We start from the raw sequence: 22,499 nt of genomic DNA on the forward strand, positions 1-22,499 counted from the left end.
AGACTCTAATGGATAAATTGATTATTACCGGCGGCGTTCGTCTTGATGGCGAAATTCGCATCTCCGGGGCAAAGAACTCTGCCTTGCCGATCCTTGCCGCCACATTGCTGGCTGACGGGCCGGTTACTGTTCAGAACCTGCCCCACCTGCACGACATCACCACCATGATCGAGCTGTTCGGTCGCATGGGCATCGAGCCTGTGATCGATGAAAAGCTCAGCGTCGAGATCGACCCGCGCACCATCAAGACTCTGGTCGCCCCGTACGAACTGGTGAAAACCATGCGTGCGTCGATTCTGGTATTGGGCCCGATGGTCGCTCGCTTCGGCGAGGCCGAAGTGGCGCTGCCAGGCGGCTGCGCCATTGGTTCGCGTCCGGTTGATCTGCATATTCGTGGTCTTGAGGCCATGGGCGCGATCATCGATGTCGAGGGTGGCTACATCAAGGCCAAGGCACCCGAGGGTGGCTTGCGTGGTGCCAACTTCTTCTTCGATACCGTGAGTGTGACCGGTACTGAAAACATCATGATGGCCGCCAGCCTCGCCAACGGCCGCAGCGTTCTGCAGAACGCTGCTCGCGAGCCCGAGGTTGTCGATCTGGCCAACTTCCTGATCGCGATGGGCGCAAAAATTCACGGCGCAGGTACCGACACCATCACTATCGATGGCGTCAAGCGTCTGGGCCCGGCCACCTACAAGGTCATGCCTGACCGTATCGAGACCGGCACCTATCTGGTAGCCGCTGCCGTTACCGGTGGTCGCGTCAAGGTCAAGGACACTGATCCGACCATCCTTGAAGCGGTGCTGCTCAAGCTTCAGGAAGCCGGTGCCGAAGTCACGACCGGTGAAGACTGGATCGAGCTGAACATGCACGGCAAGCGTCCAAAGGCTGTCAACGTGCGTACCGCGCCGTATCCAGCGTTTCCGACCGACATGCAGGCACAGTTCATCTCGCTCAATGCGATTGCCGAAGGTACGGGTGCGGTCATCGAGACCATCTTTGAAAACCGCTTCATGCACGTGTATGAAATGCACCGTATGGGCGCTCAGATCCAGGTTGAAGGCAACACTGCTATTGTCACCGGCACCGAAGTGCTCAAGGGCGCGCCAGTCATGGCGACCGACCTGCGTGCATCGGCCAGTCTGGTGATCTCTGCGCTGGTTGCCCAGGGCGACACGCTGATCGACCGCATCTACCACATCGACCGTGGTTACGAGTGCATCGAAGAGAAGCTGCAAATGCTGGGCGCCAAGATCCGCCGCGTTCCGGGCTAGTAGCGCGTGGCCCTGATGCCACTGGCATCGGGGCCGCCTGTTCTGTCGCGGGTGTGATTTCTGATTCGTTTCACTTCAGGCCGAACACGCTTGAGGGTTGTCATGCGCCGCTTGCGTCGTGACAAAAGTTTCCTGATAAGGACTTACGTTTCCCATGTTGACCATCGCACTGTCCAAGGGCCGCATTCTTGACGACACCCTGCCGCTTCTCGCTGAAGCGGGCATCGTGCCGACCGAGAATCCGGACAAGAGCCGCAAGCTCATCATCCCCACGACCCAGGCCGATGTGCGCCTGCTGATCGTGCGTGCCACCGATGTGCCGACCTATGTCGAGCATGGTGCCGCCGATCTGGGCGTCGCGGGCAAGGATGTGTTGATGGAATATACCGGCCAGGGCCTTTACGAGCCTCTGGACCTGCAAATTGCCAAGTGCAAGCTGATGACTGCCGGTGCCATCGGTGCGGTCGAGCCCAAGGGCCGTCTGCGCGTGGCGACCAAGTTCGTCAACGTTGCCAAGCGTTACTACGCCGAGCAGGGTCGTCAGGTCGATATCATCAAGCTGTACGGCTCCATGGAGCTGGCACCGCTGATTGGTCTGGCTGACAAGATCATCGACGTGGTCGACACCGGTAATACCTTGCGAGCCAATGGCCTTGAGCCTCAGGAACTGATCGCTACCATCAGCTCGCGTCTGGTCGTCAACAAGGCTTCCATGAAGATGCAGCACGCACGCATTCAGACCCTCATCGACACTCTGCGCAAGGCAGTGGAGTCGCGACACCGTAGCTGATTCATTCACGCAACGTTGAGTTGCGTCCAGCTATCCGTGTCATAGCCAAATTTCTCAGGTGCCTGCGCGGATAGCTTGGTAGCTTTAGGCTCCTGAGCATCCGCCAATTATTGAGGCCCCCGCTATGACCACGCCCACTGCAATTCGCCGACTCGACGCTGCTGACCCGGATTTCGCACGACATCTGGATCACCTGCTGAGCTGGGAAAGCGTGTCTGACGACTCGGTCAACCAGCGCGTGCTCGACATCATCAAGGCGGTACGTGAGCGCGGCGACGAGGCGTTGGTCGAGTTCACCCAGAAGTTTGACGGGCTGCAGGTCGCGTCGATGACCGACCTGATTCTGCCTCGCGAGCGCTTGGAACTGGCATTGACCCGCATCACGCCGGTCCAGCGCGAGGCGCTGGAAAAAGCCGCCGAGCGTGTGCGCAGCTACCACGAGAAACAGAAACAGGATTCCTGGAGCTATACCGAGGCCGATGGCACGGTGCTGGGCCAGAAGGTTACGCCGCTGGACCGCGCAGGCCTGTATGTGCCCGGTGGCAAAGCCTCGTACCCGTCTTCGGTATTGATGAATGCCATTCCGGCCAAAGTGGCGGGCGTTACCGAGGTGGTCATGGTTGTGCCGACACCGCGTGGTGAAATCAACGAACTGGTGCTGGCCGCTGCCTGTATTGCGGGTGTCGACCGGGTGTTCACCATCGGCGGTGCGCAAGCTGTGGCAGCGCTGGCCTACGGCACTGAAAGCGTGCCGAAGGTCGATAAGGTTGTCGGCCCCGGAAATATTTATGTGGCCACCGCCAAGCGCCACGTATTCGGTCAGGTCGGGATCGACATGATCGCCGGTCCTTCCGAGATTCTTGTGGTGTGTGACGGCCAGACCGATCCTGACTGGATTGCCATGGACCTGTTCTCCCAGGCCGAGCACGATGAAGATGCCCAAGCCATTCTGGTCAGTCCGGATGCCGATTTTCTCGACAAGGTTGCCGCCAGTATCACGCGTCTGCTGCCAACCATGGAGCGCGCGGCTATCGTCGAAACGTCGATCAACGGTCGCGGCGCATTGATAAAAGTGGCAGACATGGCGCAAGCCATCGAAGTTGCCAATCGCATTGCGCCTGAGCACCTTGAATTGTCGGTCGCCGATCCGGAAGCCTGGCTGCCGCAGATCCGCCATGCGGGTGCGATCTTCATGGGGCGCCACACCTCCGAAGCACTGGGCGACTACTGCGCAGGTCCCAACCACGTACTGCCGACCTCCGGCACGGCGCGTTTTTCCTCGCCGCTGGGCGTGTACGATTTTCAGAAGCGCTCGTCTATCATCTACTGCTCGCCGCAGGGTGCGTCCGAGCTGGGCAAGACTGCGTCGGTGCTGGCTCGTGGCGAATCCCTGAGCGGCCATGCCCGCAGTGCTGAATATCGAATTACTGATCCCGACTGGAAAGCAGGCAATACAGAGGACGGCAAATAATGAGCAAATTCTGGAGTCCTTTCGTCAGCGATCTGGTGCCTTATGTGCCGGGCGAGCAGCCGAAGCTGACCCGGCTGGTCAAGCTCAATACCAATGAAAACCCGTATGGCCCGTCGCCCAAGGCTGTCGAGGCCATGCGTGCCGCGCTGACCGACGACTTGCGTCTGTACCCGGACCCCAACAGCGACCTGCTCAAGCACGCTGTCGCCGATTACTACAAGGTGCAGCCCAATCAGGTGTTCCTGGGCAACGGTTCAGACGAAGTGCTGGCGCACATCTTTCACGCCTTGTTTCAGCACGATGCGCCGCTGCTGTTTCCGGACATCAGCTACAGCTTCTATCCGGTCTACTGCGGTCTGTACGGGATCGATTACGAAATGATCGCGCTGGATGATCAGTTCCAGATTCGTGCCGAAGACTACGCCAGGCCCAATGCCGGGATCATCTTCCCTAACCCGAATGCACCGACCGGTTGCCTGCTCGGTCTGGACAAGGTCGAGCAGATTATCAAGGCCAGCCCGGATTCAGTGGTCGTCGTTGACGAAGCGTACATCGACTTTGGTGGCGAGACCGCGATCACGCTGGTTGATCGCTACCCGAACCTGCTGGTCACTCAGACCTTGTCAAAGTCGCGCTCGCTGGCCGGTCTGCGTGTCGGCCTGGCGGTGGGGCATTCTGATCTGATCGAAGCGCTGGAGCGGGTCAAGAACAGCTTCAACTCCTATCCGCTGGACCGTATGGCCAATGTGGGTGGTGCGGCAGCTTTCGAGGACCGCGAGCACTTCGAGTCGACCCGCAACAAGGTCATCGAAAGTCGCGAGGCGCTGGTCGAACAGTTGCAGGGCAAAGGCTTCGAAGTGCTGCCTTCGGCAGCGAACTTCATCTTCGCCCGCCACCCGCAACACGATGCTGCAGCCCTGGCTGCGAAACTGCGCGAGCAGGGCGTCATCGTCCGTCACTTCAAACAGCAGCGAATCGCCCAGTTCCTGCGTATCAGCATCGGCACGCCAGAGCAGCATCAGGCGTTGCTGGAAGGGTTGAGCGATATCTAAGACGCGGATCGGTCAGCCCGAAAACGGGCTGACCTTGCGCTGCCACAGGATCATTGATGCCGCAGAGCATCCGCATGGCCTGGAAACACCGCCGACCTATGTGAGTAATCCACATGGCTCGAAAACATTCCGGGTCCGTGGGAGCGAGCTTGCTCGCGAAGAAGCCCGTGCAGCCGCTGAAACTCCATTGATCAGGCAATCCGCCTTCGCGAGCAAGCTCGCTCCCACAAGATCATCGCTGCCGCAGAGCATCCACATGGCTTGAAACAGCCCGGACCTGTGTGAGTGTCTCGCATGGCTTGAAACACTCCGGAACTGTGTGAGTGTCTCGCATGGCTTGAAAGCACTCCGGACCTGTGGGAGCGAGCTTGCTCGCGAAAGGGCCTGCACTAGCGCCGAAAATGCATCGATTGAAACACTTTCTTCGCGAGCAAGCTCGCCCCCCACGCCCTTCGGGCAGAAGCCCGGATGCCCTTTATTCCCGGCGTCACAGATCTGTGCTGTACCGCACTTTCAGGTAATGGCGCATCACTCGGGCGCTGCGGCAGGTGTCGGTGCAGGTGGCGGGCGCAGGCCGACCTCGGCGCTCAAGCGCATTTCCTTGCCGTTGCGCATCACGTCGATGGCAATCTTGTCCTTGGGCTTGGTACGCGCCACTTGATTCATCGAGCGACGACCGTCGCCAGCGGGTTCGCCATTGATGCTCAGAATCACATCACCCAGTTGCAGCCCGGCTTTCTGCGCCGGTCCATCGCGGAAGATACCCGCCACAACGATTCCGGGACGATCCTTCAGCCCGAATGACTCGGCCAGTTCCTGGGTCAGCGGTTGAACTTCGATACCCAGCCAGCCACGAATGACCTGACCGTGTTCGATGATCGACTTCATAACGTCCATCGCCAGCTTGGTCGGAATGGCAAAGCCGATGCCCTGCGAGCCGCCGGACTTGGAAAAGATCGCGGTATTGATACCGATCAGATTGCCGCTGGCGTCTACCAGTGCACCGCCCGAGTTGCCGGGGTTGATGGCCGCGTCGGTCTGGATGAAGTCTTCATAGGTATTGAGGCCCAATTGATTGCGCCCGGTGGCACTGATAATGCCCATGGTCACGGTCTGACCGACCCCGAACGGGTTGCCGATGGCCAGTGCAACGTCGCCGATGCGAATGCTGTCAGAGCGCGCGATGGTAATCGCGGGCAGGTTTTTCAAATCGATCTTGAGCACCGCCAGGTCGGTTTCCGGATCATTGCCGATGACCCGGGCAATGGTTTCGCGGCCGTCTTTTAGCGCTACCACGATCTGGTCCGCGCCAGTGGTGACGTGGTTGTTGGTCAGTATGTAGCCTTCAGGGCTCATCATCACGCCAGAACCCAGGCTCGATTCCATGCGCTTCTGCTTGGGCGTGTTGTCGCCGAAGAAGCGCCGGAACTGCGGGTCTTCGAAAAGCGGGTTGTTGCCCTTGTTGACCATCTTGGTGGTGTAGAGGTTGACCACCGCGGGCGCTGCGGCAATGACCGCATCGGCATAGGACGACGGACCTTGCATGACGTTGGTGGTCTGCGGAGCCTGTTGCAGATTGACATCCAGGCTCGGCAGGCCGACCCACTGCGGATAGCGCTGAATAATCAGCATGGCGATAAGCACGCCAGCCAGCAATGGCCAGCCGAAAAAACGCAGTGCCTTGAACATTTAACAAGTCCTGATGGTTGCGGGCGCAGAAAGTTTTGCCACGGGTGCGCCATAATGGCGGGCATTATACGAGTACAACGCAGCTCTGAACTGCATATTTAGGAGTCTTTTATGGCTGTTGCCCTGAGCACCCTGGTCGAAGAAGCCGACCGCTATCTGAACAGTGCCCGGATTCAGGATTATTGCCCTAATGGCCTTCAGGTCGAGGGTCGGCCTCAAGTGATGCGCATCGTCAGCGGCGTGACGGCCAGCCAGGCATTGCTGGACGCTGCCGTAGAGGCTCAGGCTGATCTGATTCTGGTCCATCACGGTTATTTCTGGAAAGGCGAAAACCCCTGTGTTGTCGGCATGAAGCAGCGTCGCCTGAAAACTCTGCTCAAGCACGACATCAGCCTGCTTGCCTACCACCTGCCGCTGGACGTGCACCCTGAAGTGGGCAATAACGTGCAGCTGGCACGTCAGTTGGACATCACTGTCGAAGGCCCGCTGGACCCCGAAAATTCGCGAGTGGTCGGCTTGATCGGTTCGTTGTCCGAACCCATGACGCCGCGGGATTTTGCCCGTCGCGTGCAGGATGCGCTGGGGCGTGAGCCATTGCTCATCGAAGGCAGTCAGATGATTCGCCGTGTCGGCTGGTGCACGGGCGGTGGTCAGAACTACATTGATCAGGCAGTGCTGGAAGGCGTCGATCTGTTCCTGAGTGGCGAAGCGTCGGAGCAGACATTCCACAGCGCACGGGAGAACGACATCAGCTTCATCGCGGCCGGTCATCACGCCACCGAGCGATATGGCGTTCAGGCCCTGGGTGATTACCTGGCCCGACGCTTTGCACTCGAGCATATCTTCATCGACTGCCCGAACCCGATTTGAACGATCAAACAGCAGGGCATATGCATAGATCGTTTCGATCTAGCTGCATCGCTGATTAGCGATATCACGCATGTTAAAGTGCTCGGCTCGAATACGGCCCGCAGGCCGCCCCGGGGTTTCCCGGTCCATAACGAACGCAATCCGTGAGTAGCCATGGTTGACAAACTGACGCATCTGAAACAGCTGGAGGCGGAAAGCATCCACATTATCCGCGAGGTCGCCGCCGAGTTCGATAACCCGGTGATGCTGTACTCGATCGGCAAGGATTCGGCCGTGATGCTGCACCTGGCGCGCAAGGCATTCTTCCCCGGTAAATTGCCATTTCCGGTCATGCACGTCGATACTCGCTGGAAATTCCAGGAGATGTATCGTTTTCGCGACAAGATGGTCGAGGAAATGGGCCTGGACCTGATCACTCACATCAACCCCGATGGTGTGGCGCAGGGCATCAACCCCTTCACCCACGGCAGCGCCAAACATACCGACATCATGAAGACCGAGGGCCTGAAGCAGGCGCTCGACAAGCATGGTTTCGATGCCGCTTTCGGCGGTGCCCGGCGCGACGAAGAAAAGTCCCGGGCCAAGGAACGCGTCTATTCGTTCCGCGACAGCAAACATCGCTGGGACCCTAAAAACCAGCGCCCCGAGCTGTGGAATGTCTATAACGGCAACGTCAACAAAGGCGAGTCTATCCGGGTGTTCCCGCTCTCCAACTGGACCGAGCTGGACATCTGGCAGTACATCTACCTTGAAGGCATCCCTATCGTGCCGCTGTACTTCGCCGCCGAGCGCGACGTGATCGAGAAGAACGGTACGCTGATCATGATCGACGACGAGCGCATCCTCGAGCATCTCACCGATGAAGAGAAGTCGCGCATCGTCAAGAAAAAGGTCCGTTTCCGCACGCTGGGTTGCTACCCGCTGACCGGTGCTGTCGAGTCCGAAGCGACCAGCCTGACCGACATCATTCAGGAAATGCTGCTGACACGAACTTCCGAACGCCAGGGCCGGGTCATTGACCATGACGGTGCCGGCTCGATGGAAGAAAAGAAACGTCAGGGTTATTTCTAAGGGGTGTCACATGTCGCATCAATCTGATTTGATCAGCGAGGACATCCTCGCCTATCTGGGCCAGCACGAACGCAAGGAAATGCTGCGCTTTCTTACCTGTGGCAACGTCGATGACGGCAAGAGCACGCTGATCGGGCGTCTGCTGCATGACTCGAAGATGATCTATGAAGATCATCTTGAAGCCATCACCCGGGACTCGAAGAAGTCCGGCACCACCGGCGATGACGTCGATCTGGCGTTGCTGGTGGATGGTCTGCAGGCCGAGCGGGAGCAGGGCATCACTATCGATGTTGCCTATCGCTATTTCTCCACGGCCAAGCGCAAGTTCATCATTGCCGATACGCCGGGCCATGAGCAGTACACCCGTAACATGGCCACCGGCGCTTCGACCTGTGACCTGGCGATCATTCTGGTGGACGCGCGCTATGGCGTACAGACCCAGACCCGTCGTCACAGCTATATCGCCTCTCTGCTGGGCATCAAGCACATCGTCGTCGCCATCAACAAGATGGACCTCAACGGCTTCGATGAGGGCGTGTTCGAGTCGATCAAGGCCGATTACCTGAAGTTCGCCGAGGGTATCGCGTTCAAGCCGACCACCATGGCGTTTGTTCCAATGTCGGCGCTCAAGGGCGACAACGTGGTGAACAAGAGCGAGCGTTCGCCCTGGTACACCGGCCAGTCGCTGATGGAAATTCTCGAGACCGTCGAAATTGCCAGCGACCGCAACTATGCGGACCTGCGATTCCCGGTGCAGTACGTCAACCGTCCAAACCTGAACTTCCGCGGTTTCGCCGGTACGCTGGCCAGCGGTATCGTGCACAAGGGCGACGAGATCGTCGTGCTGCCGTCGGGCAAGAGCAGCCGTGTGAAGTCCATCGTCACTTTTGAAGGCGAACTGGAGCAGGCCGGTCCGGGGCAGGCCGTGACGCTGACCATGGAAGACGAGATCGACATTTCCCGCGGTGATCTGCTGGTGCATGCCGACAACGTCCCACAGGTCAGCGATGCGTTCGACGCGATGCTGGTGTGGATGGCCGAAGAGCCCATGCTGCCGGGCAAGAAGTACGACATCAAGCGCGCTACCAGCTATGTGCCTGGCTCTATTGCCAGCATTACTCATCGGGTCGATGTGAACACGCTGCAGGAAGGCCCTGCCAGCTCGTTGCAGTTGAACGAGATCGGACGCGTCAAAGTCAGCCTCGATGCGCCCATCGCGCTGGACGGCTATGACAGAAACCCCACCACTGGCTCGTTCATCGTCATCGATCGTCTGACCAATGGCACTGTGGCAGCGGGCATGATCATTGCCAAGCCGGTTTCAGGCGGTGGCTCGCAGCATCATGGCGAGCTGGCCCACGTCTCGACTGAAGAGCGTGCGCAGCGTTTCGGTCAGCAGCCGGCTACCGTATTGTTCAGCGGCCTGTCCGGCGCAGGCAAAAGTACGTTGGCGTATGCGGTCGAGCGTAAGTTGTTCGACATGGGCCGTGCGGTCTATGTGCTGGACGGTCAGAACCTGCGTCATGACCTGAACAAGGGCTTGCCACAGGACCGTGCCGGGCGTACCGAGAACTGGAGCCGTGCCGCCCACGTGGCGCGCCAGTTCAACGAAGCTGGCCTGCTGACCCTGGCTGCCTTTGTGGCGCCGGATGCCGAGGGCCGTGAGCGCGCCAAGGCGCTGATCGGCAAGGATCGTCTGCTGACCGTCTATGTTCAGGCGTCGCCAGCAGTCTGCCGCGAGCGTGACCCGCAAGGCCTGTATGCCGCTGATGGCGACAACATTCCTGGCGAGTCCTTTCCGTATGACGTGCCGCTGAATGCCGATCTGGTGATCGACACGCAGACACTCAACCTGGAAGAAAGCGTTAAACAGGTGCTTGATCTGCTGCGCAGCCGCGGCGCGATCTGATACGCATGCAGGCGTGAAAGCCCAATGGTTTTCAGCGCCTGCATTGGCCTCTTCGCGAGCAAGCTCGCTCCCACAACGGTGCGCACGCACGATCTTGTGGGAGCGACCGGCGTGGCAATCCGCATTGCTCGCGAAGGGGTAGTGCACAAAAAAGCCCGCTGGAGATTTTCTCGCCAGCGGGCTTTTGTGTGGCTGTGAATCCTTACCTTTTCAGGCCGTAATGCTCATCCAGCATTCCAGGCGTGTTGGGCGACTTGGGGGCGTAGTCCTTGGGTGTTTCGGTGTCGCGCGGAGGGGTCAGGCGGTCGCGATGATCGCGGTGCGCATGATTGGCCTCAGGGTGCAGGGCGGCCAGCAAGCGTTGGCGGGTCAGCTCGTCGAGAGCCAGACGGTTGGCGCCCTCGGCAAGGTGTTCCTGAACATCCTGATAGCTCTGCGAAAGCTTCTGTACCAGATTGGCCGTGCTGTTGAAGTGCGTGACTACCTCGTTCTGATAGGTGTCGAAGCGCTCCTGAATGTTGTCCAGCTGGCGCTGGGTGCTGTTCGGAACGGTGTTGGGCAGCAGGCGCGCTACCAGAAAACCAATGACGACACCGGCCACCAGGGCGAGCGTCGGCAACAACCAGACTAAGAGCGAGTGTTCCACGAGTCCTTCCTCTATAAACGGCTTTGCTTTACGTTAACGGCTGGAACCTGCGCTGTATACCCGCGACGTATCGTTGATATGCAAGCCGCAGACAATCAGCTAGACGAGTCGACCCATTTCGAGGTCACGGAGTTCTGTTTTGCTCATGCGTGAAACCCCATTATTTATCGATGGCCCAGAAGGCCAGCTCGAAGCGCTGTATCAGGATGTACCCGACGCCCGAGGCGTTGCACTGATCTGCCATCCTAACCCGATACAGGGCGGAACGATGCTCAATAAAGTCGTCTCGACGTTGCAGCGTACCGCAAGGGATCAAGGTCTGATCACCTTACGCTTTAATTATCGCGGCGTTGGTGCCAGTGCCGGTACGTCGGTCGCAGGGCCAGGCGAGATCGATGATGCCCAGGCTGCCGCGCAATGGCTGCGGGCGCAACATCCTGATCTGCCCATGACCCTGTTCGGTTTTTCTTTCGGTGGCTACGTTGCCGCCAATCTGGGCGGTCGTCTTGAAGGGCAGGGTGAAAAACTGACGCATTTGTTTCTGATTGCTGCAGCGGCCTCGCGGCTCAAGGATCAAAGCGTCTTGCCGCAAGCCTGCCCGCTGACGATCATTCAGCCAGAAGACGATGAAGTGATCGATCCCGAAACGGTGTATGCATGGTCGTTCGCGCTGCAACGCCCCCATGAGCTGCTGAAAGTGGCAGAATGCGGACACTTTTTTCACGGCAAGCTGACCGATCTGAAAGATCTGCTTCTGCCGCGACTTTCCAACTGATTGCAGCCCGTATTGCATCCTTTAGATAAGCGACCTGCCATGACCACTCGTATCCTGACCGGTATCACGACCACCGGCACTCCCCATCTGGGTAACTACGCGGGCGCGATTCGCCCGGCCATTGTCGCCAGCCGTCAGAGCGATTTCGACTCGTTCTACTTTCTGGCCGACTACCACGCGTTGATCAAATGCGATGACCCGCTGCGCATTCAGCGCTCGCGTCTGGAAATCGCTGCGACCTGGCTGGCGGCTGGCCTTGATGTTGATCGTGTGACCTTCTATCGCCAGTCGGACATTCCAGAGATCCCGGAACTGACCTGGCTGCTCACCTGCGTGGCGGCCAAGGGCCTGCTTAATCGCGCGCACGCCTACAAGGCATCAGTGGACAAGAACGTCGAAGGTGGCGAGGACCCGGATGCGGGCATCACCATGGGGCTGTACAGCTATCCGGTACTGATGGCCGCTGACATTCTGATGTTCAATGCGCATCAGGTTCCTGTGGGGCGCGACCAGATCCAGCACGTTGAAATGGCCCGCGACATCGGCCAGCGGTTCAATCACCTGTTTGGCAATGGCAAGGAATTCTTTGTCATGCCCGAGGCCTTGATCGAAGAGAGCGTCGCCACGCTACCCGGTCTGGACGGGCGCAAGATGTCGAAAAGCTACGACAACACCATTCCGTTGTTCAGCAGCGCCAAGGAGATGAAAAGCGCCATATCGCGCATCGTCACCGACTCGCGCGCGCCGGGTGAAGCGAAGGATCCGGACACCTCGCACCTGTTCACCCTGTATCAAGCGTTTTCGACGGCAGAGCAGTGCGCTGAATTCCGTTCCGATCTATTGCAGGGTCTGGGCTGGGGCGAAGCGAAGAATCGTCTGTTCACCTTGCTGGATGCGCAATTGAGCGAGCCCCGTGAAAAATATCTGAGGCTGATCGAGCGTCCTGCCGATCTCGAAGATATCCTGCTCGCCGGCGCGCAGAAGGCACGTCGGGTTGCCACGCCGTTTCTGGAGGAACTGCGTGAGGCGGTGGGTCTGCGCTCGTTCCACGCCACGGTGCAAAACGCCGATACCGGCAAGAAAAAGGCCACCAAGGGCGCGCGTTTCGTTAGTTTCCGTGAAGACGACGGCAGCTTCCGTTTCCGCCTGCTGGCCGCCGATGGCGAGCAGCTGCTGTTGTCGCGCAATTTTGCCGACGGCAAGGCGGCCGGCATCGCCAGCAAGCAGTTGCAGCAGGGTGGTGAGCTGGATCTGCGCAGTGAAGCCAATGGTTTCACGCTGTGGCTGGACGGCGAGTGTGTAGCCGATAGCCCGGAGTTCGCCGATGCCATTGCGCGCGACAACGCGATTCAAACCCTTAAGCTGGCACTCGCTCCTCAACAGGACTGATTGCCAATCCCCGGGGTCGTCGCTACAGTGACGACCCGTTTTTGTTGCCTTGCTAACGAATTATGACGCCCCTAGAACGATATCAATCTGATCTGAAACGCCCGGACTTCTTTCACGATGCCGCGCAGGAAAACGCTGTGCGCCATTTGCAGCGCCTGTATGACGATCTGGTTGCCGCTCACGACAGCAAGCCCGGCCTGTTCGGCAAGCTGTTCGGCAAGAAAGAGCCGACCCTGGTCAAGGGTTTGTACTTCTGGGGGGGCGTAGGCCGTGGCAAGACCTACCTGGTCGACACGTTCTTTGACGCGCTGCCGTTTCAGGACAAGGTCCGTACACACTTCCACCGCTTCATGAAGCGCGTGCACGAAGAGATGAAGACCCTCAAGGGCGAGAGAAATCCGCTGACGATCATCGCCAAGCGTTTCTCCGACGAGGCACGGGTTATCTGTTTCGACGAGTTCTTTGTTTCCGACATCACCGATGCCATGATTCTGGGCACGCTGATGGAAGAGCTGTTCAAAAATGGCGTAACGCTGGTGGCAACCTCCAACATCGTTCCAGACGGCCTGTACAAGGACGGTCTGCAGCGCGCGCGCTTCCTGCCTGCAATTGCGCTGATCAAACAGAACACCGACATCGTCAACGTCGACAGCGGCGTCGATTACCGTCTGCGTCACCTGGAACAGGCTGAGCTGTTTCACTTCCCGCTCAACGAAGTTGCGCAGGAAAGCCTGCGTAAAAGCTTCAAGGCCCTGACCCCGGATTGCGCAGAAACCATCGAAAACGATGTGTTGATGATCGAAAACCGCGAGATCCGCGCCTTGCGTACCTGTGATGATGTGGCCTGGTTCGACTTCCGCGAGCTGTGCGACGGGCCACGCAGCCAGAACGACTACATCGAGCTGGGCAAGATATTTCATGCTGTGCTGATCAGTGGCGTCGAGCAGATGGACGTTTCTACCGACGACATCGCCCGACGTTTTATCAACATGGTCGACGAGTTCTACGATCGCAACGTCAAGCTGATCATTTCAGCCGAGGTTGAGTTGAAGGACCTGTACACCGGTGGCCGGTTGATGTTCGAGTTTCAACGCACCCTGAGCCGTCTGCTGGAAATGCAATCCCACGAATTCCTCTCGCGGGCGCACAAGCCCTAGCAGCGACTGCAAGCGGCGAGTTTCAAACTACACGCTTGAAACTCGCCCATGCTGCAGCTCACAGCTTTTCCTTTTGGCTCTCGAACTGCTGCCGGTACTGGTTGGGCGACAGCTCGGTGTGTTGGCGAAACAGCCGGGCGAAGAAGCTGGCGTCGTCATAGCCCACCTCGTAGCTGATGGTCTTGATGCTTTTGCGAGACCCTGACAGCAATCCCTTTGCCGTTTCGATCCGCAGCCGTTGCAGGTAATGCAGCGGCTTGTCACCGGTTGCGGTCTGAAAGCGGCGCATGAAATTGCGAATGCTCATACCGTGCTCTCGGGCCACATCTTCAAAGCGGAACTTGTCGGCAAAGTGCTCTTCCAGCCAGTGCTGAATCTGCAGAATCACCACGTCCTGATGCAGTTTCTGCCCGCCAAAGCCTATGCGGCCCGGTGAGTAGGTGCGGCGTACCTCGTAAAGAATATCGCGGGCCACGGCCTGCGCGACGTTGGCGCCGCAGAACCGCTCGATCAGGTAGATGTAGAGGTCGCACGCTGACGTCGTGCCCCCTGCGCAGTACACGTTATCGGCGTCAGTCAGGTGCTTTTCCTGGTTGAGCAGCACCTTGGGGTAGCGTTCGGCAAATGCACCGAAGAAGCGCCAGTAGGTAGTCGCTTCCTTGCCGTCGAGCAATCCTGCCTCGGCAAGCCAGTAGACCCCGGTGGCTTCGGCGCAGAGTACGGCACCGTTGGCGTGTTGCTCACGCAGCCAGGGCAGGATCTGCGGGTAGCGTTCGCACAGGGTTTCAAAATCATCCCAAAAGGCCGGGATAACGATGATGTCGCTTTGGCACAGCGCGCCGTCGACTGGCAATGTGACGTCGCTGAAGCTGCTGACGGAGAGTCCGTCCGGGCTGACGAGGCGGGTTTCGAAAGCGGGCACCAGGCCCTGGCCCAGTTGTTTGCTGTAGCGCAGGCTGGCTAAGTGGAAGAAGTCTTTGGCCTGCATGACCGTCGAGGCAAACATCTTGTCGGTGGTCAGAATGCTTACGCGGCGCAGCAGAGTGGCGTGTTGGATCGGCATAATCGTTATTCTTATATGGGTAAATGGTCAAGCAACGGCTGGATCGTCTTATTTTTTGTCGGGTGTGTCCAGCCTCCTCATGGCAGGATCTCTGCGAGAGGTGCGCATGATGGCTTTGTGCTAAGCGGGTAAATATCCGCCAATCCACGCCTCGCAGGCAATAAACAGAATGTGAACAAAAAATCCGGTTGAGGTTATTTTTACAGTCTGTATAATCCGCCAGCTCTTTGCAGTGGAAGTGATGCGCCGTCTGCCGAAGAATCTTGCCGTATAACGGACGCGCTGACCCGAGCCCCCGATAGCGTCTGTTTCCGGCTGCCTTTGACTTGTCAAAGTACGCACTATTCAGTAAGATCCGCCGTCTAATTTTCAGGGCGGCCCCTGAGGCTATAAAGAATGAAAACTTTTACTGCTAAACCGGAAACAGTTAAGCGCGACTGGTTCGTCGTCGACGCTGCTGGTCAGACCCTGGGTCGTCTGGCCACCGAAATCGCGAGCCGTCTGCGTGGCAAGCACAAACCGGAATACACTCCGCACGTTGATACCGGCGACTACATCGTCGTGATCAATGCCGAGCAGATCCGCGTTACTGGTGCCAAAACCACCGACAAGATCTACTACTCACACTCCGGTTTTCCGGGCGGGATCAAGTCGATCAACTTCGAAAAGCTGATCGCCAAAGCTCCTGAGCGCGTGATCGAGACCGCGGTCAAAGGCATGCTGCCTAAGAACCCGCTGGGTCGCGACATGTATCGTAAGCTGAAAGTCTATGCGGGCGCTGTACACCCTCATACTGCTCAGCAGCCCCAAGAACTGAAGTTTTAACGGAATAGTTCATTATGTCGGCGACTCAAAATTACGGCACTGGCCGTCGCAAGACCGCAACCGCTCGCGTTTTCCTGCGTCCGGGTACTGGTAACATCTCGATCAACAACCGCTCCCTGGACAATTTCTTCGGTCGCGAAACTGCCCGCATGGTAGTTCGTCAGCCGCTGGAACTGACCGAGACAGTTGAAAAGTTCGACATCTACGTCACCGTTATCGGTGGCGGTGTAAGTGGTCAGGCTGGCGCAATCCGCCACGGTATCACTCGCGCTCTGATGCAATACGACGAAACTCTGCGTGGCGCTCTGCGTAAAGCAGGCTTCGTGACTCGCGATGCTCGTGAAGTTGAACGTAAGAAAGTCGGTCTGCGTAAAGCGCGTAAGCGTCCGCAGTACTCGAAGCGTTAATTCGTTCTTCGTTCAAAGAAAGAACGTCCATCCCCTCGCGGGGATGGGCGTTTTTTTATGGGTGTGATTTTTGCGGTCGAGGTGTTTTCAAGTTGGGCATGTCACGTCGGTATTGCGAGATTTATAAGCCTGTCGGCGAAGATTACAGAATTTACATCGCGTAAATGAGCTATCTTGTGGCCCGCGACGAACACCTGTCCTGTTGCGTTCATTATCGGATGCGCCCTTAAGGCGTATTCGTTCGTCTGTCCGATAAAATTTAACAAGCGAGGAGGATCGCCATGGGCGTGACCAACCGGTTGGCCTGCTACTCCGACCCCGCCGACCACTATTCTCATCGCGTGCGAATTGTGCTCGCCGAGAAGGGTGTCAGCGCCGAAATCATTGAGGTTGTGGCAGGTCGTCATCCGCCGCAGCTGATTGAAGTAAATCCGTATGGCAGCTTGCCGACTCTTGTTGATCGTGACCTGGCGTTGTACGAGTCGACGGTGGTGATGGAATACCTGGATGAGCGCTATCCGCATCCGCCCTTGTTGCCTGTCTATCCAGTGGCGCGCGCCAACAGCCGTCTGCTGATCCATCGTATCCAGCGAGACTGGTGTGGCCTTGTGGACCTGATCCTTGATACGCGCAGCAAAGAGCCTGCTCGTGTTCAGGCGCGCAAGGAGCTTCGTGAAAGTCTGACCGGGGTTTCACCGTTGTTCGCGGAAAAAGCTTTTTTCATGAGCGACGAGCTAAGTCTTGTTGACTGCTGTCTACTCCCCATACTCTGGCGTTTGCCAATTTTGGGTATTGAATTGCCGCGGCCTGCCAAGCCGTTGCTTGATTACATGGAGCGCCAATTTGCGCGTGAGGCTTTTCAGGCGAGTCTGTCTGCTGCCGAACGTGAAATGCGCTAAGGCTTAAGGAGCCGTTAATGAACTCCAGTCGCCCTTATCTTGTTCGCGCTCTCTATGAGTGGATCGTCGATAACGATTGCACCCCGCACGTGCTGGTCAATGCGGATTACCCCTCGGTGCAGGTCCCACAAGGGTTTGCCAATGATGGGCAGATTGTTCTGAATGTTTCGCCAAGTGCGGTGCGTCATCTGCATATGGATAACGAGGCCGTCAGCTTCGAAGGCCGCTTCGGCGGTGTGCCACACACGCTTTATGTGCCTGTAGCTGCCATCCTGGGCATTTATGCCCGTGAGAACGGCCAGGGTATGGTTTTCGATCTGGAGCCTTCCATGGATGAGGGTGAGGAAATCGAGATCGAAGATGATACTCCGCCCGACAGCGAGCCACCGCGCCCAAGCGGCCGGCCGAGTCTGAAGGTCGTGAAGTAAAAAATGCGCAATAAAAAAGGCGATCTCCGGATCGCCTTTTTTTCGCCTGCCAGTTACCCGTCAGTCGATGTACTCAAACAGTTTGACGATCTTCTGCACGCCGGAAACGCCCTGTACCAGGTTGGTGGCGCGATTGGCTTCATCCTGAGTCACCAGGCCCAGCAGGAACACAATACCGTTCTCGGTCACCACCTTGATGCGCGAGCCGGGGATGGATGCGTCGGCAATCATCTGGCTTTTGATCTTGGTGGTCAGCCAGGCATCGTTGTTACGCGCCAGCAGCGAAGAGGGCGCCATGACCTGCAACTCGTTGTTGACCTTCTTGACGCGCTGGACCGAGCTGGCGGCCTGTTCGGCAATTGCCTTGAGGTCGGCGCGGGGTGTCTGGCCAGCCAGCAGCACGATGCCGTTGAAGCTGGTCACAACGATGTGCGAGCCTTCTGCGAGATCAGGGTTGGCTTTGGAAATGTTGACGGCTGCCTTGGTCTCGATCAGCGAGTCATCGATCTTGCTGCCGAAGGTGCGGGTGCCTCGATCATCTTCGATCGGCTTGTCGCGAGTGGCCGTGATCACCGAGCTGCATCCGGTGACACTCAGGCACAGTGTCAGAACCAATAGGCTGAGACGATTAGGGGTCATTCTTCACTCCCGAACAGTTGGCTGTCGATCAAATCGCAAAGGCAATGGATCGCCAGCAGATGGACTTCTTGTATGCGTGCCGTGACATTGGCAGGTACGCGGATCTCCACGTCCTCGGGCAATAGCAGGGAAGCCATGCCGCCACCGTCGCGTCCCGTCAATGCTACGACAATCATTTCGCGATCATGTGCGGCCTGGATGGCCTGAATAATATTTGCCGAGTTACCGCTGGTGGAAATGGCCAGCAGCACATCACCTGGCTGGCCCAGTGCGCGGATCTGCTTGGAAAAGATTTCGTTGTAGCTGTAATCGTTGGCGATCGAGGTGATCGTCGAGCTGTCGGTTGTCAGGGCGATGGCTGGCAGGCTCGGCCGCTCGCGCTCGAAACGGTTGAGCAGTTCCGAGGAAAAGTGCTGTGCATCGCCAGCCGACCCGCCGTTGCCGCACGCGAGCATCTTGCCCTCGTTGAGCAGGGCATTGACCATGACCTGACTGGCTTGCTCGATATAGGGTGCAAGGACTTCCATCGACTGTTGCTTGGTTTCGATGCTGGCCTGGAACAGCCGGCGAATTCGGGATTGCATGTCCATCAATGTGACCTTAATTAGAGCGTACGGCGGCGGGACGGATGCGCCGGGTTCTCCCGGGAGCTATCCGGCACACAAGGTGTGCAGCCGGCAAAACAAATAGCGAAATCGGTGAGCGTAGAAGCTATTGCAGATCATCAGCACGGCGGAGCGGCTTTGCTCGAGCGCAAGGTCAGCTGTCAAAAGCACTCTTGATCCAGTTCAGCGGTGCAGCGTTGCCAGGCTGGCCTTCAATGGCGATGACGTCGAAACGACAGGGGTGACTGGCCCAGTCTGTTGCTTGCTGCAGAAAAAGCTGTGCGGCGGTGACAAGTTTTGCCTGCTTGCGAAAATCAACGCTTTCCGTAGCGCCACCCCAGCCTGAATGGCGCCGGTAGCGAACTTCGACGAATACTACTGTATCGCCGTCAAGCATGACTAGATCAAGCTCGCCGCGTTTGCATAACCAGTTTTGTTCAATCAGGTGCAGCCCCTGTTGTTGCAAAAACTGCAGGGCGAAGGCTTCAGCCTCGCGCCCTGCTTGTTGGCGGCTGCTGCGTGGCATCAAGGCGCTGTGTCCGGCAGGCGTTGGATCTTGCCGTCGACGAACTCCGCCCATGGCAGCTGGCGCTCGACGCGACGGCCAGGGTTGATGCTCAGGCTGCCCGACAGGCCATCGATGCGGCTGTCAGGCATCGCCTTGAGTTGCGCAAGGCGTGGGGCCAGGCGGTAGGCGTCGATGCCCATTGCGTACAGGCGGCCAAGGCTGCCAGCAGCTTGTGGCCATTGCGCGGTGACTTGCTGGCGCAGTGGGTCTTCAGCGTTCAACAGCCATGGCGTCTCGCAGAAGCGCACGCCGTTGAGGTCCATGTACTGCGCATGATCGTTGCTGTTGGTGAACAGGTGCGAGGTGGCGTAGACCGGAACATCGCCTGCGTACTGGAAAACCATGGTTGGCTTGATCTGCTGCGCTTGTTGCGGCGTCGCGGCGAGGAACATGAAGTCAATGTCCTGGCGACGGCTTGGCTGCGCGGCTACCTGAGTGCCGGCAGTGCTCTGCAGGCGCTGGGCGCGGCCTTCACTGTTGCGCAACTGGAACAGATCGGCGACCTGTTGTGCCAGTTCTACGGGCTGGTCAACGTGCTCGGCTGCGATCAGCGTACCGCCCTTGGCCTGCCAGCTCTTGCGGAAGGCATCCAGTACGCGGTCGCCCCATTCGCCTTTCGGCACCATTGCTACAGCGCTGCGCTTGCCATCGGCCCAGGCGCGACGTGCAACTTCGCGGGCTTCGTCTTCGGCAGCTAGACCAAACTGATACAGCTGAGCGGGGCCTTCGTTGCTGGTGTCGCTGTAGTTCAGCGCCAGGGTAGTGATCGGAAGCTGCTGACGGCTGTTCAACTGTTTGACGAGGTTCTTCTCCAGCGGACCTACGACCAGCTGTACGCCAGCGGCCTGGGCCTGACGGTAGAACTCATCCATCGAGGTAACGCGCGAGCTGTCGAACACCTGGATGGCGGGTGGATTCTGTCCTGCTTGTTGCGCCTGAAAGTGCGCGGCCATGAAGCCTTCGCGCAACGCTTTGGCAACGGCGGCCAGTTGACCATCCTGCGGCAGCAGCAGAGCGATTTTGGTAATCGGCTCGCTGGTCAGGGCGCGCAGTTGGGCGAGGGCGGTAGGCAGTTGCAGCGCTGCCGGGTGTTTCGGGTTCTGGGCTTTCCAGTTGTCGATGGCCGCCTGTTGTTGCTCAAGTGTGCCTGCGCCTTTGATCGAGCGGGCCAGATTCAGCCAGCCGCCCATATCGCCGCTGGCGGTACTTTGCAGCTGCTCGGCCGGCAGAGCGGAGACCAGCGTCCAGATTGCATCATTGTTGGCGCTGGCCTCTGCGCCTTGCAGCAGAGGGCCGGCGAATACTCGCTCATTGACGGCCGCCAGGGCCTGGCCATCGGCCTCCAGGGCGCGCGCCTTGACCATGTGGGTGCGAACCTGCTGCTCGACCGACAGTTCGCCCAGGCGTTGCATGCTCGGGTGGTTCAGTGCGGTCAGTGCTGCCTTGGGCTGATTGCGGCCCATCGCCAGCTCTGCGGACAATGTGCTGGCGAAAACCTGCAGTCCGGGTTTGAGTTGATCGATTTGCACCTGTCCGAGGATCTGCGCAGCGCGTCCGGCGTCATTCTGGCGGGCGGCCAGGTCGGCTGCACTCAAGCGCAGCGTTGCAGCCTGCTCGGGTGTTTTGGCTGTGGCGGCCTGATCAAGCAACTGCTCGATGCTGGCGTCAGGGGTTCGAGGCAGCTCGCCAAGGCTGGACGAGGGCGAGCTGGCACAGGCTGCGAGAAGGGCAGCGAGGCAGAGGGCAGAGAGCAGCCGCAGACAAGCGATCATTGGTATGTTCCTGAAACTCGAGCGAATTAACGGGGAATTGTACCCAAGCGCTGGCCGGGGTGCGATGTCGAAGGTGTTTAAAGCCGTGATATTGGTCGCGTTAGTGTCATCTGGCGGCCAAATCGTTCAATTCGAGAAGGCAGCGTTGTGTTGTGTCCGGCCTTGATCATGTATTTATTCCTTTTTTATCGGCATCCCTGATGCGCGAACCGCTCGGCCGTGCTTCAGCCTGTACAATGCATTCTTTCCAAGTATCAGCTTTAACCTGTGAGGTTTGCGTTTTGACTGTTCCGGTTGTTTCGAATTCCACTCCGGGCTCGCTTTATGTAGTGGCGACTCCTATCGGCAATCTGGACGACATGAGCGTGCGGGCATTGAAGGTGTTGCGTGAAGTCGCGCTGATTGCGGCTGAAGACACGCGCCATTCTGCACGGCTGATGCAGCACTTCGGGATATCCACTCCGCTGGCCGCCTGTCACGAGCATAACGAACGTGATGAGGGTAGTCGGTTCATAACGCGTCTGCTGGCTGGCGATGATGTGGCGCTGATTTCCGACGCGGGCACGCCGCTGATCTCTGATCCCGGTTATCACCTGGTACGCCAGGCGCGTGCTGTAGGTGTACCGGTTGTGCCTGTGCCGGGCGCTTGCGCCCTGATCGCCGCTCTTTCTGCGGCCGGGCTGCCTTCGGACCGATTCATTTTCGAGGGCTTTCTTCCTGCCAAGGCTGCAGGGCGCAAGGCAAAGCTTGAGCGAGTAAAGGAAGAGCTGCGCACGCTTATTTATTATGAAGCGCCGCACCGGATTCTTGAGTGTCTGCAAGACATGGAGCAAGTCTTCGGTGCCGACCGTCAGGCCTTGCTGGCACGTGAAATAACCAAAACTTTTGAAACGCTCAAGGGTCTGCCTTTGGGTGAGCTGCGGGCTTTTGTCGAGGCTGACAGTAATCAGCAGCGTGGCGAATGCGTGGTGCTGATAGCCGGCTGGACGCCACCCGAGGACGAGGATGTCATTGGTGAGGAGGCGCGCCGCATACTGGATTTACTGCTTGCAGAGATGCCTCTCAAGCGCGCCGCAGCCTTGGCAGCCGAAATAACCGGCGTGCGCAAGAACCTGCTTTATCAGGTGGCACTGGAGAAACAGAAGGAATGATGGGTTGCCTTTAAAGGGGTGGATAACGGGGACAAGTGCGCCCCACGTG

The 22,499-nt window shown here is 58.4% G+C and carries 22 protein-coding genes; 15 read left to right on the top strand and 7 right to left on the bottom strand.

The features are described 5' to 3' along the window. Positions 1 to 8: 8 nt before the first annotated feature. The 4 genes from murA to hisC all read left to right on the top strand — a co-directional run bounded on the left by murA (position 9) and on the right by hisC (position 4,587). Positions 9 to 1,274 (top strand): UDP-N-acetylglucosamine 1-carboxyvinyltransferase, encoded by a 1,266-nt coding sequence (gene murA / locus RYB66_RS12470; RefSeq protein WP_002555078.1) that lies wholly within the window; start codon positions 9 to 11, stop codon positions 1,272 to 1,274. 154 nt (positions 1,275 to 1,428) lie between these two features. Further along, the gene (gene hisG / locus RYB66_RS12475; protein WP_016981171.1) at positions 1,429 to 2,064 is read left to right on the top strand and encodes an ATP phosphoribosyltransferase; all 636 of its coding nucleotides are present in this window, start codon (positions 1,429 to 1,431) and stop codon (positions 2,062 to 2,064) included. 124 nt (positions 2,065 to 2,188) lie between these two features. Continuing rightward, a complete protein-coding gene (gene hisD / locus RYB66_RS12480) occupies positions 2,189 to 3,535 on the top strand; it encodes a histidinol dehydrogenase (protein WP_016981170.1) in 1,347 nt (448 codons plus the stop codon). Beyond that, entirely contained in the window at positions 3,535 to 4,587 is a 1,053-nt protein-coding gene (gene hisC / locus RYB66_RS12485) for a histidinol-phosphate transaminase (RefSeq protein ID WP_005780953.1), read from the top strand. The genes hisD and hisC overlap by 1 nt, the downstream gene beginning before the upstream one ends. Before the next feature lie 528 nt (positions 4,588 to 5,115). Here the strand turns inward: hisC and algW are convergent. Further along, complete coding sequence (gene algW, locus RYB66_RS12490; RefSeq protein ID WP_002555073.1) at positions 5,116 to 6,276, bottom strand: Do family serine endopeptidase AlgW; 1,161 nt, start codon at positions 6,274 to 6,276, stop codon at positions 5,116 to 5,118. A 111-nt stretch (positions 6,277 to 6,387) separates the two neighbouring features. On the opposite strand from algW, the gene RYB66_RS12495 reads away from it, so the two are divergent. The 3 genes from RYB66_RS12495 (at position 6,388) to cysN (ending at position 10,126) form a co-directional block, all read left to right on the top strand. Further along, positions 6,388 to 7,146, top strand: a complete 759-nt coding sequence (locus tag RYB66_RS12495; protein WP_002555072.1) for a Nif3-like dinuclear metal center hexameric protein — start codon at positions 6,388 to 6,390, stop codon at positions 7,144 to 7,146. Between the two features lie 153 nt (positions 7,147 to 7,299). After that, entirely contained in the window at positions 7,300 to 8,217 is a 918-nt protein-coding gene (gene cysD, locus RYB66_RS12500; RefSeq protein WP_002555071.1) for a sulfate adenylyltransferase subunit CysD, read from the top strand. 10 nt (positions 8,218 to 8,227) lie between these two features. Continuing rightward, on the top strand, positions 8,228 to 10,126 hold the full coding sequence (cysN, locus tag RYB66_RS12505) for a sulfate adenylyltransferase subunit CysN (RefSeq protein ID WP_005744998.1): 1,899 nt from the start codon (positions 8,228 to 8,230) through the stop codon (positions 10,124 to 10,126). Between the two features lie 202 nt (positions 10,127 to 10,328). Here the strand turns inward: cysN and RYB66_RS12510 are convergent, their stop codons facing one another. Beyond that, positions 10,329 to 10,772, bottom strand: a complete 444-nt coding sequence (locus RYB66_RS12510; protein WP_004656562.1) for a YhcB family protein — start codon at positions 10,770 to 10,772, stop codon at positions 10,329 to 10,331. Positions 10,773 to 10,917: 145 nt separating this feature from the next. On the opposite strand from RYB66_RS12510, the gene RYB66_RS12515 reads away from it, so the two are divergent. The 3 genes from RYB66_RS12515 to zapE all read left to right on the top strand — a co-directional run bounded on the left by RYB66_RS12515 (position 10,918) and on the right by zapE (position 14,093). After that, positions 10,918 to 11,547: an alpha/beta hydrolase gene (locus RYB66_RS12515; protein WP_117140065.1), complete on the top strand. Its 630-nt coding sequence runs from the start codon at positions 10,918 to 10,920 to the stop codon at positions 11,545 to 11,547. A gap of 39 nt (positions 11,548 to 11,586) precedes the next feature. Beyond that, positions 11,587 to 12,936 carry a tryptophan--tRNA ligase gene (locus RYB66_RS12520; RefSeq protein WP_057405157.1) on the top strand — a complete coding sequence of 450 codons (1,350 nt, stop codon included), beginning with the start codon at positions 11,587 to 11,589 and terminating at the stop codon, positions 12,934 to 12,936. Positions 12,937 to 12,998: 62 nt separating this feature from the next. Continuing rightward, on the top strand, positions 12,999 to 14,093 hold the full coding sequence (zapE, locus tag RYB66_RS12525; protein WP_002555066.1) for a cell division protein ZapE: 1,095 nt from the start codon (positions 12,999 to 13,001) through the stop codon (positions 14,091 to 14,093). Positions 14,094 to 14,151: 58 nt separating this feature from the next. On the opposite strand, the gene RYB66_RS12530 is transcribed toward zapE, so the two are convergent. Next, positions 14,152 to 15,099: a GlxA family transcriptional regulator gene (locus tag RYB66_RS12530; protein WP_162840014.1), complete on the bottom strand. Its 948-nt coding sequence runs from the start codon at positions 15,097 to 15,099 to the stop codon at positions 14,152 to 14,154. A 453-nt stretch (positions 15,100 to 15,552) separates the two neighbouring features. Between RYB66_RS12530 and rplM the strand changes: the two genes are divergently transcribed. The 4 genes from rplM to RYB66_RS12550 all read left to right on the top strand — a co-directional run bounded on the left by rplM (position 15,553) and on the right by RYB66_RS12550 (position 17,715). Beyond that, positions 15,553 to 15,981, top strand: coding sequence for a 50S ribosomal protein L13 (gene rplM, locus RYB66_RS12535; RefSeq protein ID WP_002555065.1), 429 nt, complete (start codon positions 15,553 to 15,555; stop codon positions 15,979 to 15,981). A gap of 14 nt (positions 15,982 to 15,995) precedes the next feature. After that, on the top strand, positions 15,996 to 16,388 hold the full coding sequence (rpsI, locus tag RYB66_RS12540; RefSeq protein WP_002555064.1) for a 30S ribosomal protein S9: 393 nt from the start codon (positions 15,996 to 15,998) through the stop codon (positions 16,386 to 16,388). 281 nt (positions 16,389 to 16,669) lie between these two features. After that, positions 16,670 to 17,287: a glutathione S-transferase N-terminal domain-containing protein gene (locus RYB66_RS12545; RefSeq protein ID WP_004656548.1), complete on the top strand. Its 618-nt coding sequence runs from the start codon at positions 16,670 to 16,672 to the stop codon at positions 17,285 to 17,287. A gap of 17 nt (positions 17,288 to 17,304) precedes the next feature. Continuing rightward, positions 17,305 to 17,715, top strand: a complete 411-nt coding sequence (locus RYB66_RS12550) for a ClpXP protease specificity-enhancing factor (protein WP_004656546.1) — start codon at positions 17,305 to 17,307, stop codon at positions 17,713 to 17,715. Positions 17,716 to 17,775: 60 nt separating this feature from the next. Here RYB66_RS12550 and RYB66_RS12555 read toward each other — a convergent pair whose 3' ends face one another. The 4 genes from RYB66_RS12555 to RYB66_RS12570 all read right to left on the bottom strand — a co-directional run bounded on the left by RYB66_RS12555 (position 17,776) and on the right by RYB66_RS12570 (position 21,299). Beyond that, the gene (locus RYB66_RS12555) at positions 17,776 to 18,354 is read right to left on the bottom strand and encodes a BON domain-containing protein (protein ID WP_002555060.1); all 579 of its coding nucleotides are present in this window, start codon (positions 18,352 to 18,354) and stop codon (positions 17,776 to 17,778) included. Continuing rightward, on the bottom strand, positions 18,351 to 18,944 hold the full coding sequence (locus tag RYB66_RS12560; protein WP_002555059.1) for a phosphoheptose isomerase: 594 nt from the start codon (positions 18,942 to 18,944) through the stop codon (positions 18,351 to 18,353). Before RYB66_RS12560 ends, RYB66_RS12555 begins: the two co-directional genes overlap by 4 nt. 169 nt (positions 18,945 to 19,113) lie before the next feature. Continuing rightward, a complete protein-coding gene (locus RYB66_RS12565) occupies positions 19,114 to 19,485 on the bottom strand; it encodes a YraN family protein (RefSeq protein ID WP_005745001.1) in 372 nt (123 codons plus the stop codon). After that, positions 19,485 to 21,299: a penicillin-binding protein activator gene (locus tag RYB66_RS12570; RefSeq protein ID WP_004666185.1), complete on the bottom strand. Its 1,815-nt coding sequence runs from the start codon at positions 21,297 to 21,299 to the stop codon at positions 19,485 to 19,487. Before RYB66_RS12570 ends, RYB66_RS12565 begins: the two co-directional genes overlap by 1 nt. Before the next feature lie 281 nt (positions 21,300 to 21,580). Here RYB66_RS12570 and rsmI point away from each other — a divergent pair, with 281 nt between their 5' ends. Next, positions 21,581 to 22,450 (top strand): 16S rRNA (cytidine(1402)-2'-O)-methyltransferase, encoded by an 870-nt coding sequence (rsmI, locus tag RYB66_RS12575; protein WP_162882964.1) that lies wholly within the window; start codon positions 21,581 to 21,583, stop codon positions 22,448 to 22,450. Positions 22,451 to 22,499: the final 49 nt, after the last annotated feature.

It is taken from the genome of Pseudomonas syringae group sp. 243L2, assembly GCF_032587875.1.
Taxonomy (GTDB): Bacteria; Pseudomonadota; Gammaproteobacteria; order Pseudomonadales; family Pseudomonadaceae; genus Aquipseudomonas; species Aquipseudomonas amygdali.